Source organism: Gordonia rhizosphera NBRC 16068 (assembly GCF_000298195.1).
GTDB classification, from domain to species: domain Bacteria; phylum Actinomycetota; class Actinomycetes; order Mycobacteriales; family Mycobacteriaceae; genus Gordonia; species Gordonia rhizosphera.
Map to the genome: position 1 here is coordinate 48131 of NZ_BAHC01000069.1, position 14086 is coordinate 62216.

Consider the following 14086-nt stretch of genomic DNA (forward strand, 5'->3'; position numbering starts at 1 on the left):
GGTGGGCATTCGCGCCGCGGTGTGCGAACACCACGGACCGCCGGAGACCGTGACGGTCCGGGATACCGCGCGGCAGCAAATCGGCGACGACACAGTCCGGGTCGCCGTCGCGTTCGCCGCGGTCAATTTCCCCGACGTGCTGGTGGTCGCCGACGATTACCAGATCAGCGTGCCGACCCCCTTCACCCCCGGAAGCGAGTTCGCCGGGTTCGTGACCGAGGTCGGCGCCCGGGTCGAGGAGTACGCTGTGGGCGACCGCGTCACTGGGACAGGCCTTTTCGGTGCCTTCGCACAGGAAGTGGTCACCGATTCGCACAAGCTGAGTCCGATTCCCGACGGTCTCCCCGCGCGGCTGGCGGCCGCCTCGGGGGTCGCCTACCGCACCGCACACCACTCGCTGCGTTCGGTCGCCCGGATCCGGAAGGGTGACCCAGTGGTTGTCCTCGGCGCCGGCGGCGGAGTCGGTCTGGCCGCGGTTGCGATCGGCCACGCCCTCGGGGCAGAGGTGATCGCGGTGGCCTCCTCCCCGGACAAGCTCGCGGCCGCCCGGCGACACGGTGCACGCCACCTCGTCAATCACCGCGAGGTCGACCTGCGCTCCGCGCTCAAGGAGATCGTGCCCCGTGGTGCAGCGGCGGTGATCGACCCCGTCGGTGGAGATCTCACCGAACCCGCACTGCGCGCCCTGGGCCGAGGCGGCCGTCTCGTGACGGTCGGTTTCGCATCCGGCGAGGTCCCGCGAATCCCGCTCAATCTGGTCCTGGTCAAAGGAGTTCAGATCCTGGGCTTCCAGTTCGGTGACATCGCACCGGATGAGTTCGACCGCAACGAAGAAGAGCTCCGCACCCTCATCACCTCGGGACAGGTGGTGCCACACATCGGTGCGGAATTCGGTCTCGATGAGACAGCCGCCGCGCTGCGCATGGTCGCGGACGGCCGGGCCATCGGCAAAGTCTTGATCCGGGTCGGCGGGTGCGGCCCGTGAACGCGTGCGCATTTGCGTGACGGCGCGTGTTCGCCGGCGACACCCGCTGTGCGCGACCCGCCCGGGTTCAGCCGGCCGGCACCAGCGATTCGCACCGGGCGGTGCTCGCGATCCGGAAGGACTCGACCGGCGTCACTCGATCATCACCCAGGTGGGCGGCCGCGCACGCCCGCCGCTTGAAAGCCTGCGCTGCGGCGCTCAACCGGTGCGGCACAGTGGCATACCTCGTATCCAGTTCCGTCACCTCCGGTCCCCAGAACCTGATGTCAGCCCTTCCGCTGTCGATCGCGGCCAAAGTCCGCTTGTGGACCCGTTCGTCGCCCGTGAAAAGGCTCGTCGAGATCGCCAGCGCCTGCGGCCAGGGCCCATCCTTCCGGTTCTCGAGCGAGCAGCCGAGGTCGAAAACGGTGGCACCGAGAATACCCAGCGGGCGAGTGTTCCCACCCTCCAGCACGTGCACAGTCACATCCCAACCGGCCAACGATTGATCAAACAGCCAGCCTCCGGTGTACTCGATGGCCTCCAGCGGATCCGACGCGATCACGGCGAGGCGATAACGGAGGGGGCGACGTCGCGCGTCAGATCGCGCTCGAGAGATCTCACGTACTCCCGGAACACGGTTACCAGTGGAATTGACGGATCTAACAGCCATGAGGTTTCCATTCCATTGATGAAGGCGATGACTTCCACGGCCTTCTCGGCCGCGTCCAGGTCGGAACGGAAGCGCCCATCACGTTGACCACGCCGAATACCCTCGGCGACGGTCTCCACGGATGCGTGGTAGCGGAACAGCAAGCGGTCGTGCAGCGGGGCTTCCGGCTCCAGGTTCTCCGCCTGCAGCACGGTGAACATCCGAACCCGCTCCGGTGACCGTTCGAATCGCGCCGCGACATTCTCGAGTTGCTCGATGATGTCCCCCTGACGATCCGCGTGTTCGTCGTCGTCGGCGTCGCGGAGCGCGAGTACCGCGTGGAGCAACTGCGCCTTCGACTCGAAATGATGCAGGAGACCTGCGGGCGTGACGCCCGCCTCCGCCGCGATCTGCGCCACAGTCGTCGCTCGCCATCCGTTCCGGGCGAGCAAACGCTGCGCCACCTCAAGGATGCGTTGCCTGCGTTCCTCTCCCTTGGCGAGAAGCGCTTCGTACGGACGTGGTTCAGTCACCAGTTTCCACTTTTTCGCCGCCACAGATGGTGTCACTGCTCTTCGGGGGCTGCCCCGAACCAACCTAGTAAACACATAGTAGGTAGGTTGGCCAAATGTGACAAGGGTCTCAGGAAATCTGATGTGCGCAATGGTTCACAAGGTGCAGGTGGTCCGGCCCATGGTCAGAGCCCGAGGGACTTCGCGATGATCGACTTCATCACCTCGCTCGTACCCGCATAGATCCGCGCCACCCGGGCATCGGTGTAGAGACGCGCGATCGGGTACTCCATCATGTAGCCGTATCCGCCGAACAGCTGCAGGCAGCGGTCGACGGCACGCGCCTGCATCTCGGTGCAGAAGAGCTTGACCCGGGCGGCGTCGGCCGCCGACAGCTCTCCGTCGACCAGGTCGAGCACCGCACGGTCGAGCATCGCCTGTGCCGCCTCGACCTCCGCCGAAATCGATGCCAACTCGAACTTCGTGTTTTGGAAACCGGAAACCGGCCGTCCGAACGCCTTCCGTTCCTTGACATACTCGATGGTCGTCGTGAGCGCCGCCCGCGCCTGCGCGACCGAGCCGGCCGCGACGGTCATCCGTTCCTGCGGGAGATTGTGTCCGAGGTAGCCGAATGCGGCTCCCTCCTCCCCCAACAGATTTGCCACCGGCACCCGCACATCGGTGAACGACAGTTCCACCGTGTCCTGCACCTTGCAGCCCATCTTGTCGAGCACCCGGCCCCGCTCGAACCCGTCCATCCCGTCCTCGACGACGAGCAGGCTCAGCCCGGAACGACGGTTGTCCGGATCCGTCGACGTCCGGGCGACGACGATGACCAGATCGGCGAGGAGACCACCGGTGATGAATGTCTTCGCACCGTTGAGGACGTAGTGGTCCCCGTCGCGGACCGCGGTGGTGGTCACGCCCGCGAGGTCGGAACCGGTGCCCGGTTCGGTCATGGCGATGGCGGTCAGGCGGGTGCCCTCCGCCAGTCCCGGGAACCACCGGTCCCGCTGTTCGGTGTCGGCGTAGCGCAGGAAATACGGCAGGATCACGTCGAGCTGCGTGCGCACCGTCGACAGCGTGACAAGTGCGCGCGCCGCCTCCTCCTGGAGGATCACGTTGTAGCGGAAGTCCTCCTGCCCGGCACCGCCGTACTGCTCGGGGACCGCCATCCCGGTGACACCGATCTCGCCGAGACGGGCGAACACCTCCCGCGGCATCTGTCCGGCCTTTTCCCACTTCGGGTAGTCGTCGGCGACCTCCTTGGTGATGAAGTCTCGGACGAGCAGGCGGAAGGCCTCGTGATCGTCGTTGTAGACCGAACGTCTCATGTGTACCCCTCTCAGCCGATCAGCTCGACAAGCGTCGCGTTGGCGGTACCGCCACCCTCACACATCGTCTGCAATCCATAGTGAATCCCGTTGTCCCGCATGTGGTGCAGCATCCTGGTCATCAGGATCGCGCCGGAGCCACCGAGCGGATGCCCGAGCGCGATGGCGCCGCCGACGGGGTTGAGGCGGTCGGAGTCCGCTCCGGTCTCGGCCAGCCATGCCAGCGGCACCGACGCGAACGCTTCGTTCACCTCGAAGGCGCCCACGTCGCCGATACCCACTCCGGCCTTGGCGAGCACCTTCTCGGTCGCCGGGATGGGACCTGTCAACATGAGCACAGGATCCGCGCCGGTCACCGCGCCGGCGACGTATCGCGCCATCGGCGTGAGGCGCAGTTCGCGGGCACGGCGCGATTGATCGTCGTGCCGGGAATCGTCTCCGGCCATTCTGCCGCGAGCACCGAGTAGCGGCCGATGTTGCTGGACTGGTCGCCGACCTGGGACACGCAGCCCCAGATCACGTCGTCGACGACCCTCGGGTCGAGGTTGGTGCGCCGGGCGAGTTCGGTCAGCACGATCGCGGACAGGTCGGCCGCGTGCATCTGCGACAGGCCGCCGTTTCGCTTGCCCACCGGTGTGCGGACAGCTGCGGCGATCACGACATCACGCATGGTCACTTCTCTCCGATCTCGTTTCTTCCCGATCCGCTCCCGGGGGTGGGACCGCCCACCGGCCGGTGAACACCGGGTCCTTCTTCTGGGCGAACGCGGCATACGCGGCGGCAACGTCCGAGGTACCGAAATTGACCACCTGTGAGAGTGATTCGGCGGCGAGCGCATCCCGCAACGTTGCGGAGGCACCCTCGTTCAGCAACATCTTGATCTGGGCCAGGGCGATCGGCGGCCCGTCGGCCAGGTGCCGTGCCCGTTCGACGACGAATGCGTCGATCTCGTCCGCGGAGACCACCCAGGTGACCAGGCCCAGCGTGTGGGCCTCGGCGGCGTCGATCATCTCCGCGAAGAGCGCCAACCGTTTTGCCTGTTGCAGGCCGACCAGCTTGGGTAGTAGCCACGATCCACCGAGATCCATCGACAAACCGCGGCGGGAGAAGATCTGCGAGAACCGGGCGTCCGGCGTTGCCACGACGAGGTCACAGCCGAGCGCGAGGTTCCAGCCCGCTCCGACCGCGACACCGGTAACTTTCGCGATGGTCGGGATCTGCAGATCGTGCAGCGCCATCGCAACGTCGGTGAGGATGCGCATCTTGGCGGCGGGATGGCGGGCATCCGGCTTCGAGATGTCCGCACCGGCGCAGAACGATCCGCCGGCCCCGGTCAGGATCACCACGCGCGCTTCGGAGTTGCGGGAGGTGTCCTCGAGCACATCACGCAGCGCACACCAAGCCGGCCAGTCGAGGGCGTTCTTGCGGTCCGGGCGACTGAGCGTGATGGTGCGGACGCCGGCCTTGTCGTCGACGACTACGCCGTCGGAGCCGACCGGCGTGGTCATCGTTCGAACGCCGGGCCGACGGCACCCTGCGCACGAAGTCCGGCGATGTCGGATGCGTCGTAGCCCAGTCCGGCGAGGACGGTGTCGGTGTGCTCGCCGAGCCCGGGGATGGCTCCCATGACCGGTTCGATCCCCTCGATCACCGGTGGCGGGAGAACCGCGGTGATCGGACCGTTGGGTGTGTCGACCTCACGCCACCGGTCGCGGGCGGCCAGATGCGGATGCGCGATCACATCACTCGGCCGGTTGAATCGGGCGTTGCCGATCCCTGCGGCGTCCGCGGACTTCTGGATCTCCTCGAGATCGTGCTGCGCACACCAGTCGCCGATGGCGCCGTCGAGGAGCTCACGGTGGTCGACGCGGCCGGCGTTGGTCCGGAATCGGGGGTCCGCCGCCAGATCGGCGCGTCCCAGGATGTCGGTCGAGAGCCGTTGCCACTCGCGGTCGTTGGTGGTGCCGAGGACCACGGTCTGACCGTCTGCGGTGAGGTACGCGCCGTAGGGCGCCACGGCCGGAGAGCCCATCCCGCGCGGTTCCTGATCGATCCCCGTGTACCGCGTGTAGTTCAGCGCGTACCCCATCAGTTCGGCCATGGTGTCGAACAGACTGATCGCGATCGCGCCACCTCGCCGCCCGCCGTGCGCTCCGCCGCCTCCGCGCGCGACCAGGAGCGACAGGATGGAGATGGCCGCGTACAACCCCGAACAGACATCCGCCACCGGTGGTCCGGGCTTGGCCGGTGCGCCCGGCGACCCGGTGATGGCGCACGCACCCGATTCGGCCTGTGCGAGCAGATCGTAGGCACGCTTGTGGGACAAGGGTCCCCCGGGACCGTAGCCATCGATCTCCACGACGATCAGATCGGGGTGACGGTCGGCCAGATCGGCGGGCGTGATGCTCATCTTCGCCGTCGACCCGGGGGCTAGGTTCGAAACCAGGACATCGGCCTTTTCGAGTATCCGATGCAGTATCTCGAGACCCGCAACAGATTTCAGATCAAGGGTCACCGATTCCTTGCCGCGGTTGACCCAGACGAAGTGGGCGGCCATACCCTTGACGGCGTCGTCGTAATGGCGGGCGAAATCACCGCCCTTCGGGTTCTCCACCTTGATGACCCGGGCTCCGAGGTCGCCGAGCGTCCGGGTGCACATGGGCGCGGACACGGCCTGCTCGAGCGCGACCACGGTGATTCCCGCCAGCGGGCCGGGCACCGGCGCGTCAGGGGATGCATCGGGTCTGTCGGGATACGCAGTCATCACATCACCATGCCGCCGTCCACCGGCAGCACCTGCCCGGTGATGAACGACGCCGCATCGGAGGCGAGGAAGACGAATGCGCCGGCCACCTCGGCGGGCTCTGCCCAGCGCCGCAACGGAATTCGGTTGATCATCGTCGGGGCGAATCGTTCATCGGTGCGGATTGTCTCCGTCATCGGGGTCGCGGCAAGCGGCGCGAGGGCGTTGACCAGAATGCTCTTGCGCGCCAACTCACGGGCGAGTGATTTCGTGAGTCCGATGATGCCGGCCTTCGCGGCGGAATAGTTCACCTGCCCGAGTGTTCCGGTGATACCCGCGGCCGACGTCACGTTGATGATGCGTCCGGTGCCGTCGGTCGGTAGGTACGGCAGGGCCGCCTGCGAGCAGTTGAACGCGCCCATGAGATGGATGTCGAACAAGCGGTACATGCTGTCGGCGGTGGTGTCGGCGAACATCGCAGGTGCGGTGACGCCGGCGTTGTTGACGACGATGTGGACGGCCCCCTCGCCCAACGCGGCAGCGCGGCTCATCGCGGCGTCGGCACTCTCGCGGTCGCTCACGTCGAGGGCCATGCTGTCGGCCTTGCCGCCTGACCGCGAGATCTGTTCGGCCACTTCCGCTGCGGCGGACGCGTCGACATCGGTCACGAGGACCACGGCACCGGCGGCCGCGAGTGCGGTGGCGACCGCGGATCCGATACCTCCGGCGGCACCGGTGACGACGGCCGCTCGGCCGGTCAGGTCGAACATCGTGTTGTCGGCCATCAGTAACTCCTCGGCATACCCAAAGTGTGCGATCCCAGATAGTTGAGGATCATCTCCTGGCTGATCGGCGCGATACGCATCACGCGCGCTTCGCGGAAGTAGCGCCCGACGTTGTACTCCTCCGCGTATCCCATCCCACCGTGCGTTTGGACGGCACGGTCAGCGGCGTTGAAACCTGCTTCGGCGCAGAGAAATTTGGCGGTGTTGGCCTCGCGACCGCACGGGCGGCCGTTGTCATAGAGCCAGGTCGCCTTGCGTAAGACCAACTCCGCGGCATCGAGGTGGGCCAGCGAATCCGCGAGCGGGAACTGGATCGCCTGATTCATCCCTATGGGCCGGCCGAACACCTCACGCTGCTTGGCGTAGGTCACCGCGCGGTCGAGCGACACCCGTCCGAGACCGAGCGCCTCGGCCGCGATGAGCATGCGCTCCGGGTTGAGCCCGTCGAGGAGGTAGGTGAACCCCTTCCCCTCCTCACCCACCCTGTCTTCCGCAGGGACGTAGAGGTCGTCGATGAACACCTCGTTCGAGGTGACCGCGTTGCGGCCGAGTTTCTTGATCGGCCGGATGTCGACGTGCGCGCGGTCGAGGTCGGTGAGGAAGAGGGTCATGCCGTCGGTCTTCTTCTCGACCTCGTCGTAGGGTGTCGTCCGCGTGAGCAGCAGGATCTTCTCCGACTCCATCGCCTTGGAGATCCACACCTTGCGACCGTTGACGACGTACCCATCCCCCGTCCGGCGGGCGAACGTGGTGATCCGCGACGTGTCCAGACCTGCACCGGGTTCGGTGACACCGAAGCACACATGCAGATCACCGTTGGCGATGCGGGGCAGCGTGCGTTGCTTGAGCTCCTCGGTACCGTGCACGACAACCGGATGCATCCCGAAGATCGACAGGTGGATCGCGGTCGCGGCGTTCATGCCGCCCCCCGATCGCGAGACCTCCTCGAGGAGGAGAGTCGCCTCCGTGATGCCGAGGCCGTGCCCGCCATACTCTTCCGGGATCGTCATCCCGAGCCATCCGCCCCCTGCGATGGCCTGATAGAACTCGGTCGGGAAGTCGTGTGCGAGATCCTTCTCCATCCAGTAGTGATCGTCGAACCGACCCGCCAGCTCCGCCACCGACTTACGGATCAGCTGTTGATCCTCGGTCAGTTCAAAACTCATTCCCGCCGACATCTTCGGCCCCCTCTCGTCGTCTGGGCAACAGGTGCGTGCACCGGCTCGGTCCGTGGTCGAATCGGTGCACCGGCATCAGACGATCGTCAGTCGGATGCCGGCAGCGCCTTTGCCGCCTTGATCGTCATCGCCGATCCCCCGCACGACAGCTGCCCCGAACCCGATGCCGTGCAGAGCAACTCCACCGAGTCGTCGGCGTCGACATAGCGCTTGCCGATCAACGTCTTCGGTTCTGCTCCATCGGGTGCGGGCTGGGTCACCGACCTCGCGGGCTGCAGTGGCGAGCCGTCGCAGGTGACCGAGGCCTCGCCGCCTGCAGGTGCCTTGACCACGACGACCTTGGTCGAACACGTCGGACAGGCCAGTTGTTCACCCACGCGCAATTGCGGCGCTTCGGTGGTCATCGTGCAGTCCCTTCTCTGGTCGTGTCTGAGCGTTCTCGACGACCGATATGCGATCGGCGGTCAGCTGTTCTCCGAACGCGTTGAGATCGAAGGCCTGCCGCGCCAGCCAGAAACGCAGGAAGTTTGTCAACGAGTACCGGAGGAACACTGCCGAACTCACGACCGCGACCGCGATTCCGGTGAGTGCGAGCGTCAATGCATCTCGCTGCACAAGCGGGTCGGACGTATTGTGCGACATCAGATAGGCGATGATGCCGAGTGCGACACCCAGGATCATTCCGGCGACGCCGAGCCGAATCCACATCTGCGACCTACTCTTTGCCGGATCCGGGATCTTGAGACGATCGAGTTCCTGAGCGAAGCGTTCGGCCCGATCGTTCTTCGGGGTTGAGGTCATGGCGTGCTCCCAAGGTAGAGGTTGGCAAGTTCATTCCTGAGCGATTGATCGGGCGGACCCTCGTATTCGACCTTTCCGCGCACGAGCACCGCCGCGTGATCTGCCATGTCGAGCACAGCGGAGGCGAACTGCTCCACGACCAGGACCGCGACGCCCTCTCGGGCGATCTCCGCGACCCTCTCGTAGAGTTCTCCCACCACCAGCGGCGCCAGGCCCATGGACAACTCGTCCAATAGCAGGACGGCCGGGTCCGTGGTCAATCCACGCGTGAGTGCCAGCATCTGCTGCTCGCCACCCGACATCGTTCCGGCGGTCTGCGAGGCCCGTTGTTCCAGGATCGGGAACCGCGAGAACGCCAGAGCCTCGATCTCTTCCCGGGTCTTGCCGGTGAAGGTCATCATCCAGAGGTTCTCGCGCACGGTGAGGTTCGGGAAGATCCCTCGCCCCTCCGGGATCAGGCACACCCCTGCGCGCGCGGCGTCTCTCGACGAGATGCCGGTGACGTCCCGACCGGCATAGTGCACCCGACCCGAATCGACCGGGTGCACACCGGCAGCGACCTTCTGCGTTGTCGTCTTGCCCGCGCCGTTCGGACCCAACAACGCCAACACCTGCCCGGCACGCACCCTCAGACTGACGCCGTGCAGAGCGGTGATGCCGTCGTAACCCGCACGCACATCACATAACTCGAGAAGTGGAGGAATCATGACGCCCCCAGATAAGCGTCGAGGACCGCAGTATGCTGCCGGATCTCATCGGGAGTCCCCGACGAGATGATCGCGCCGAGATCGAGAACGTGCACGGTGTCGCAGACCCCCATGACGAGTTCCATGTCGTGCTCGACCAACATCACCCCCACCCCGTCGGCCGCGACTTTCCGCAGGATCTCGGCGAACCTATCGGTCTCGTCCGGATCCTGCCCGGCCGCGGGCTCGTCGAGGAGGATGAGTCGGGGCTCGGTCGTCAACGCCCGGGCGACTTCCACGAGGCGACCGACGCCCGTGGGCAGCGAATCGGCGAGGCGATCCGCGTACGCACCGAGCCGGACGCGGTCGATGATCTCGTCCACCAGCCGGGATGCCTGTCCGCCCGCCATGCGGATATCCGCCGCGACGCGCAGGTTGTCGCGAACGCTCAGTCGTCCGAAGAGTTCGAGACCCTGGAATGTCCGCGCCATGCCTTTCCGCGCACGGTGCGCCGGACCGAGCTTGGTGATCTCCTCGCCGTCGAGGACGACACGTCCCGTTCCGGGGCGACGCAATCCGCAGATCACGTCGAACAGGGTGCTCTTACCGGCACCGTTGGGACCGATCAGCCCGGTGATCTGACCACGTTCGGCGACGAGATCAACGCTGTCCAATGCGCGATGCGCACCGAACGTCACCGAGACATCACTAACTTCGAGTAGCGAGGGCACGTTCCAACTCCTCCTCGTCTTCCGGCTGCCACGGGCGGGACACACCCCACCACTCGACAGGAACCTGGGCCTCGGTCGGTTCGACCGTCTGCGTGCGGCGCAGTCGGTGAGCGGCGAGCATCGGCGTTCCGATCGCCGCGACGATCAGAAGAACGACGAACACGTAGCCGTTGATGACGTCGCTCATCCGCAGCACCCAGGCAACGAGCGTCCAACCCACGAGACCACCCATGACGATGCGGTCGGCGAAGGCGGCATCCCACCGCTTGCGCAATGCGGCGATGCCGCCGCCCTCCTTCACCGCGCGTGCGCCGAAGGCGATACCGGCGATGGCCGGAATTGCTTGTGACACGCCACGCAACGCCGGCCAGAGGACACCGATCGCGTTCAATGGTCCGGCGAGTGCTGCGCCCGTGAAGATCCCGCTACCGACGGCACCGAGACCGGCCAGCACCACGACCAGGAAGATCGGCAACCCGGTGATGAAGTTGAACTGTTCTCCGGTAACCGAGCCCTGCTGCATCCCGTACAGCGCGCCACCGAGCCCGGCCAGCGCCGAACTCAATCCGAACACCAGGAGTTTGCTGGTCAGCAGGTTGCCGCCGAGGGTCGCATAGGCGGCCTCGCTGTCCCGCAAAGCGATCAGCTTGCGGCCGAGTCGCCCTCGCCGCAGCGCTGCGACACCGATCGTGGCCAGGGCCAGCACACATGCGGCGAACACTGTGGTGCGCTGTGGCGTGTCGATCGCGTAGCCGAAGAGCGAGGGACCGGCCACCTCGATCGAGCCCTGCTCGAAGAAGGACACCCGAATCCCGAAGACCTCGAACGCCGGAAGGGTGAAGATCCACCGGTCGAAGATCACCGCGATGGCCGCGGTACCCAGCGCCAGGTACACACCCGAGAGTCGAAGCGCGGGAATCGCTATCACCGCACCGATGACTCCGGTCGCCAACGCGGCCGCGATGATCGCCCACCATTGGCCGTCGGCGCCGAATCGTGCGCAGGCGATCGCCCCTATTCCCGCGAGCGTGATCTGGCAGAGCGAGATCTGACCGGCGTACCCCGCCAACGGCACGTACGAGATCGCCATCACACCGATGGCGAAGATCTGCCCGTAGGTGAGAAGGTCGCTGTCGCTCAGCACTGTCGCCAGGATCAACCCGGTCCACACGATCGTTCCCGCGAAGAACAGGGTGCCGCGGATCGACGGCAACGGCACCGGGCTCAATTGACGGTCACGGCCGCGTAACCGTCCGTGTGGGAAGGCCAGCAGCGCCAGCAGAAGCAAGATCGCGGGTGCCGCCAGCCGAATCCCGGGCAGGAACTGGTTCTGCGGGAGGTAGCCGGTCAGATAGCTCTCCATGCAACCCACCACCACCGCACCGACGAAGGTGAGCGGCAGACTCTTCAGGCGCCCAAATATTGCTGCGGCATAGGCACTCACGATGACCAGGGACAGCGACATCGCATCCAGCGCAACGGCCGGCGCGATCAGGACGCCACCGACGGCCGCGAGCTCGAGACCGAGGACCCATGCAATTCTGTTGGCGCGGACCGGATCCGCACCTGTGATCGCGACAAGCGACCGGTCGTCGACGGTGGCCCGCATCTCGGTACCCGTGCGGGTCTGCAGCAGCAGCACTCGCAGGCCCAGCGCCACGACAACCGCCACACCCATCGTCAACGCCTGATGCCAGGTGACCGTGGCCCCAAAGACGTGGAAGGGTTCGCGATCGGCAAGGAACATGGGCAGATTGCGCGGTTCGTTCGGATCCCACACCCATCGGGCCACGGCGATCAGTCCGCTCAGCAGCGCGATGGTCATGACCAGTTTCTCGGCCTCCCCCAGTACCTGCGCGGGGCGCATGGCCATCTCGACCAGGAGCCCGAACGCCGGCGTGAGAATGCCGAGAACGACGACGAGCGACAGCCAGACCGGCCAGCCCCAACCCGCACTGAACTGCCAGTAGGTGAACGCCGCCATCATGCCCACCGCACCGTGTGCGAAGTTGAAGACGCCGGTGGTCGTGTAGGTGACCACCAGCCCGCCGCTGATCACCGCGTAGATCGCGGCGGTGCTGAGGCCGACCACCCCATAGGCGAGGAATTGTTCCATTACTTCAGGTCACTCGAACTCTTGCCGACGTCCGCCAGCGTCACCCCGCTGCCGTAGTCGGCAGTGGTCTTCTTGACGGGGATGTTGCAGCGGTATGGGCCGTTATCGGGTTTGAAGTCGGCGGCCTGCCAGCCGTTGGCCGTCGCCTGCTCGACGTTGAAGCACGGCGACGGAGCCGCGCCCGGCGTCAAGTCCTGGGCGGCCTGCAGGCCACCTGCTGTCCAGGCGGTCTCCTTGACGGCTGTGTCATACAGGCATTTGCGGGTCAGATCGCTACCGCAGCTCGCGGCCGACTTGGCGAAGAGCAACCACGAGGAGAAGGCGCGCACTGCCGGGGTCGTGAGTGCCACGTCCGGGGCATATGTCGCGTAGAGCTTCTTGAGGTCCTCCATCGCGGGCTCGGTGCTCTCATTGGGCAGGACACCACTCAGATCGACGAGATTGTTCTGCTTCTCGGCCGATGGACCGAGCAGGTCGAGGAAGGGCTGCCCATATGCGTTGTTGGTCGGGTCGATCCAGTCGAGCTTGTAGTTCATGCCGCTCAGGACACTCTCGAGCTTGGCGAGCTGCTTGTACTCGCCGTAGAAGATCAGACCCTTGACGCCTTTGTTCTTGATGGACTGCGCGTACGGCGTCCAGTCGGAGACACCCGAGGCCGGATAGAGGTCGTTGTAGACGAACTTGCCGCCGGCTGCTTCGACCGACTCGACCTGCATTTCTCCGAGCACCTTCGTCACCGGCGAGTCACCGTTGATGATGCCCACCTTGTCGGCGGAGTCCGGGTATGCATCGTTCACCAGCCAGTACCGGAACTGGTAGTAGGGCATGTATCCCAGCTTCTGGGCCGGCGCGGCCTGGACCAGGAGGTCGGATCCCAGTTCGGCAACCTGTGAGGTCTGTGCGGCGAAGTTGGGCAACAGACAGCCCAGACGTTCCTTGGTGCCGAGCCCATCGAGGGCCGCACCCCCGCCCACGAGAGCGAAGTCCTCCTTGCAGGCCGCTGTCACCGCCGGCCGGACCGCCATGAACCGGGTGTCGTGGACGGTCGCGACGAGCTTGCGGCCGTTGATGCCACCGTTGTCGTTGCACCAGGCGGTGAAGACCTTTGCGGCATCACCGAATTCCGAATTCTTGGTGAACCCGACATCGGACATCACGCCGATGCTGATCTGATCATCGGTGACACCCAGCGCAGTTGCCCCCTTGGCAGAGCCATCCTGACAGACATCGGACAGATCCCCGAAGCTGCTCGAGACCGCCGACGAGCCGGAGCCACCACCGGCGGCCGACTCTTCACTCCCGCCGCCGTTGTCGCTTCGACCGCTGCAACCGGCGACGAATGCGACGATCACGATCAGCGCCGCCAAGATTCGTTGTGGTCTCACCTGATTCTCCTCATTGCCATCCCCGGGCTGACGGCCCGCAAGGACCTCCGAGCGCTCGCGACGGCCACCATCGCGCGCAATTACAATCGTGCTCTCAATCTAGGAAACTATCTTCTCACAATTGAAGAATCAACCGGTTCGACGATCTGCGTCACGGGACGCGTGCAGTGTGTCCTGGCGTCGCCGCGAACCACCTCCC

The 14086-nt window shown here is 65.7% G+C and carries 14 protein-coding genes and 1 pseudogene; 1 reads left to right on the plus strand and 14 read right to left on the minus strand.

What is annotated here, in order from left to right; translation table 11 throughout:
- Window positions 1-7: 7 nt before the first annotated feature.
- Window positions 8-985: an NADPH:quinone oxidoreductase family protein gene (locus GORHZ_RS07965; protein ID WP_040530766.1), complete on the plus strand. Its 978-nt coding sequence runs from the start codon at window positions 8-10 to the stop codon at window positions 983-985.
- Between the two features lie 67 nt (window positions 986-1052).
- Here the strand turns inward: GORHZ_RS07965 and GORHZ_RS07970 are convergent, their stop codons facing one another.
- The 14 genes and pseudogenes from GORHZ_RS07970 to GORHZ_RS08035 form a co-directional block, all read right to left on the minus strand.
- The gene (locus tag GORHZ_RS07970; protein WP_006331833.1) at window positions 1053-1529 is read right to left on the minus strand and encodes a hypothetical protein; all 477 of its coding nucleotides are present in this window, start codon (window positions 1527-1529) and stop codon (window positions 1053-1055) included.
- Entirely contained in the window at window positions 1526-2149 is a 624-nt protein-coding gene (locus tag GORHZ_RS07975; protein ID WP_040530769.1) for a TetR/AcrR family transcriptional regulator, read from the minus strand. The genes GORHZ_RS07970 and GORHZ_RS07975 overlap by 4 nt, the downstream gene beginning before the upstream one ends.
- 164 nt (window positions 2150-2313) lie before the next feature.
- Window positions 2314-3462 carry an acyl-CoA dehydrogenase family protein gene (locus GORHZ_RS07980; protein ID WP_006331836.1) on the minus strand — a complete coding sequence of 383 codons (1149 nt, stop codon included), beginning with the start codon at window positions 3460-3462 and terminating at the stop codon, window positions 2314-2316.
- 11 nt (window positions 3463-3473) lie between these two features.
- Window positions 3474-4132 (minus strand): annotated as a pseudogene (locus tag GORHZ_RS29920) (thiolase family protein).
- Window positions 4125-4970: an enoyl-CoA hydratase/isomerase family protein gene (locus GORHZ_RS07990; protein WP_006331839.1), complete on the minus strand. Its 846-nt coding sequence runs from the start codon at window positions 4968-4970 to the stop codon at window positions 4125-4127. The pseudogene GORHZ_RS29920 and the gene GORHZ_RS07990 overlap by 8 nt, the downstream one beginning before the upstream one ends.
- A complete protein-coding gene (locus GORHZ_RS07995; RefSeq protein WP_006331846.1) occupies window positions 4967-6226 on the minus strand; it encodes a CaiB/BaiF CoA transferase family protein in 1260 nt (419 codons plus the stop codon). The genes GORHZ_RS07990 and GORHZ_RS07995 overlap by 4 nt, the downstream gene beginning before the upstream one ends.
- Entirely contained in the window at window positions 6226-6990 is a 765-nt protein-coding gene (locus tag GORHZ_RS08000) for an SDR family NAD(P)-dependent oxidoreductase (RefSeq protein ID WP_006331848.1), read from the minus strand. The genes GORHZ_RS07995 and GORHZ_RS08000 overlap by 1 nt, the downstream gene beginning before the upstream one ends.
- Entirely contained in the window at window positions 6990-8168 is a 1179-nt protein-coding gene (locus GORHZ_RS08005; protein ID WP_006331849.1) for an acyl-CoA dehydrogenase family protein, read from the minus strand. Before GORHZ_RS08005 ends, GORHZ_RS08000 begins: the two co-directional genes overlap by 1 nt.
- 86 nt (window positions 8169-8254) lie before the next feature.
- Entirely contained in the window at window positions 8255-8572 is a 318-nt protein-coding gene (locus GORHZ_RS08010) for a hypothetical protein (RefSeq protein WP_006331850.1), read from the minus strand.
- On the minus strand, window positions 8538-8969 hold the full coding sequence (locus GORHZ_RS08015; RefSeq protein WP_006331851.1) for a hypothetical protein: 432 nt from the start codon (window positions 8967-8969) through the stop codon (window positions 8538-8540). The genes GORHZ_RS08010 and GORHZ_RS08015 overlap by 35 nt, the downstream gene beginning before the upstream one ends.
- Window positions 8966-9676, minus strand: coding sequence for an ABC transporter ATP-binding protein (locus GORHZ_RS08020; RefSeq protein ID WP_217998315.1), 711 nt, complete (start codon window positions 9674-9676; stop codon window positions 8966-8968). Before GORHZ_RS08020 ends, GORHZ_RS08015 begins: the two co-directional genes overlap by 4 nt.
- Window positions 9673-10386 (minus strand): ABC transporter ATP-binding protein, encoded by a 714-nt coding sequence (locus GORHZ_RS08025; protein WP_006331853.1) that lies wholly within the window; start codon window positions 10384-10386, stop codon window positions 9673-9675. The genes GORHZ_RS08020 and GORHZ_RS08025 overlap by 4 nt, the downstream gene beginning before the upstream one ends.
- Window positions 10364-12502, minus strand: coding sequence for a branched-chain amino acid ABC transporter permease (locus GORHZ_RS08030; protein WP_006331856.1), 2139 nt, complete (start codon window positions 12500-12502; stop codon window positions 10364-10366). Before GORHZ_RS08030 ends, GORHZ_RS08025 begins: the two co-directional genes overlap by 23 nt.
- The gene (locus GORHZ_RS08035) at window positions 12502-13887 is read right to left on the minus strand and encodes an ABC transporter substrate-binding protein (RefSeq protein WP_006331858.1); all 1386 of its coding nucleotides are present in this window, start codon (window positions 13885-13887) and stop codon (window positions 12502-12504) included. Before GORHZ_RS08035 ends, GORHZ_RS08030 begins: the two co-directional genes overlap by 1 nt.
- Window positions 13888-14086: the final 199 nt, after the last annotated feature.

Coding starts and splice junctions, on each gene's coding strand:
- GORHZ_RS07980 (WP_006331836.1), bottom strand. CDS start 3,462: ATGAGACGTTCGGTCTACAACGACGATCACGAGGCCTTCCGCCTGCTC.
- GORHZ_RS07990 (WP_006331839.1), bottom strand. CDS start 4,970: ATGACCACGCCGGTCGGCTCCGACGGCGTAGTCGTCGACGACAAGGCC.
- GORHZ_RS07995 (WP_006331846.1), bottom strand. CDS start 6,226: ATGACTGCGTATCCCGACAGACCCGATGCATCCCCTGACGCGCCGGTG.
- GORHZ_RS08000 (WP_006331848.1), bottom strand. CDS start 6,990: ATGGCCGACAACACGATGTTCGACCTGACCGGCCGAGCGGCCGTCGTC.
- GORHZ_RS08005 (WP_006331849.1), bottom strand. CDS start 8,168: ATGTCGGCGGGAATGAGTTTTGAACTGACCGAGGATCAACAGCTGATC.
- GORHZ_RS08010 (WP_006331850.1), bottom strand. CDS start 8,572: ATGACCACCGAAGCGCCGCAATTGCGCGTGGGTGAACAACTGGCCTGT.
- GORHZ_RS08015 (WP_006331851.1), bottom strand. CDS start 8,969: ATGACCTCAACCCCGAAGAACGATCGGGCCGAACGCTTCGCTCAGGAA.
- GORHZ_RS08020 (WP_217998315.1), bottom strand. CDS start 9,676: ATGATTCCTCCACTTCTCGAGTTATGTGATGTGCGTGCGGGTTACGAC.
- GORHZ_RS08030 (WP_006331856.1), bottom strand. CDS start 12,502: ATGGAACAATTCCTCGCCTATGGGGTGGTCGGCCTCAGCACCGCCGCG.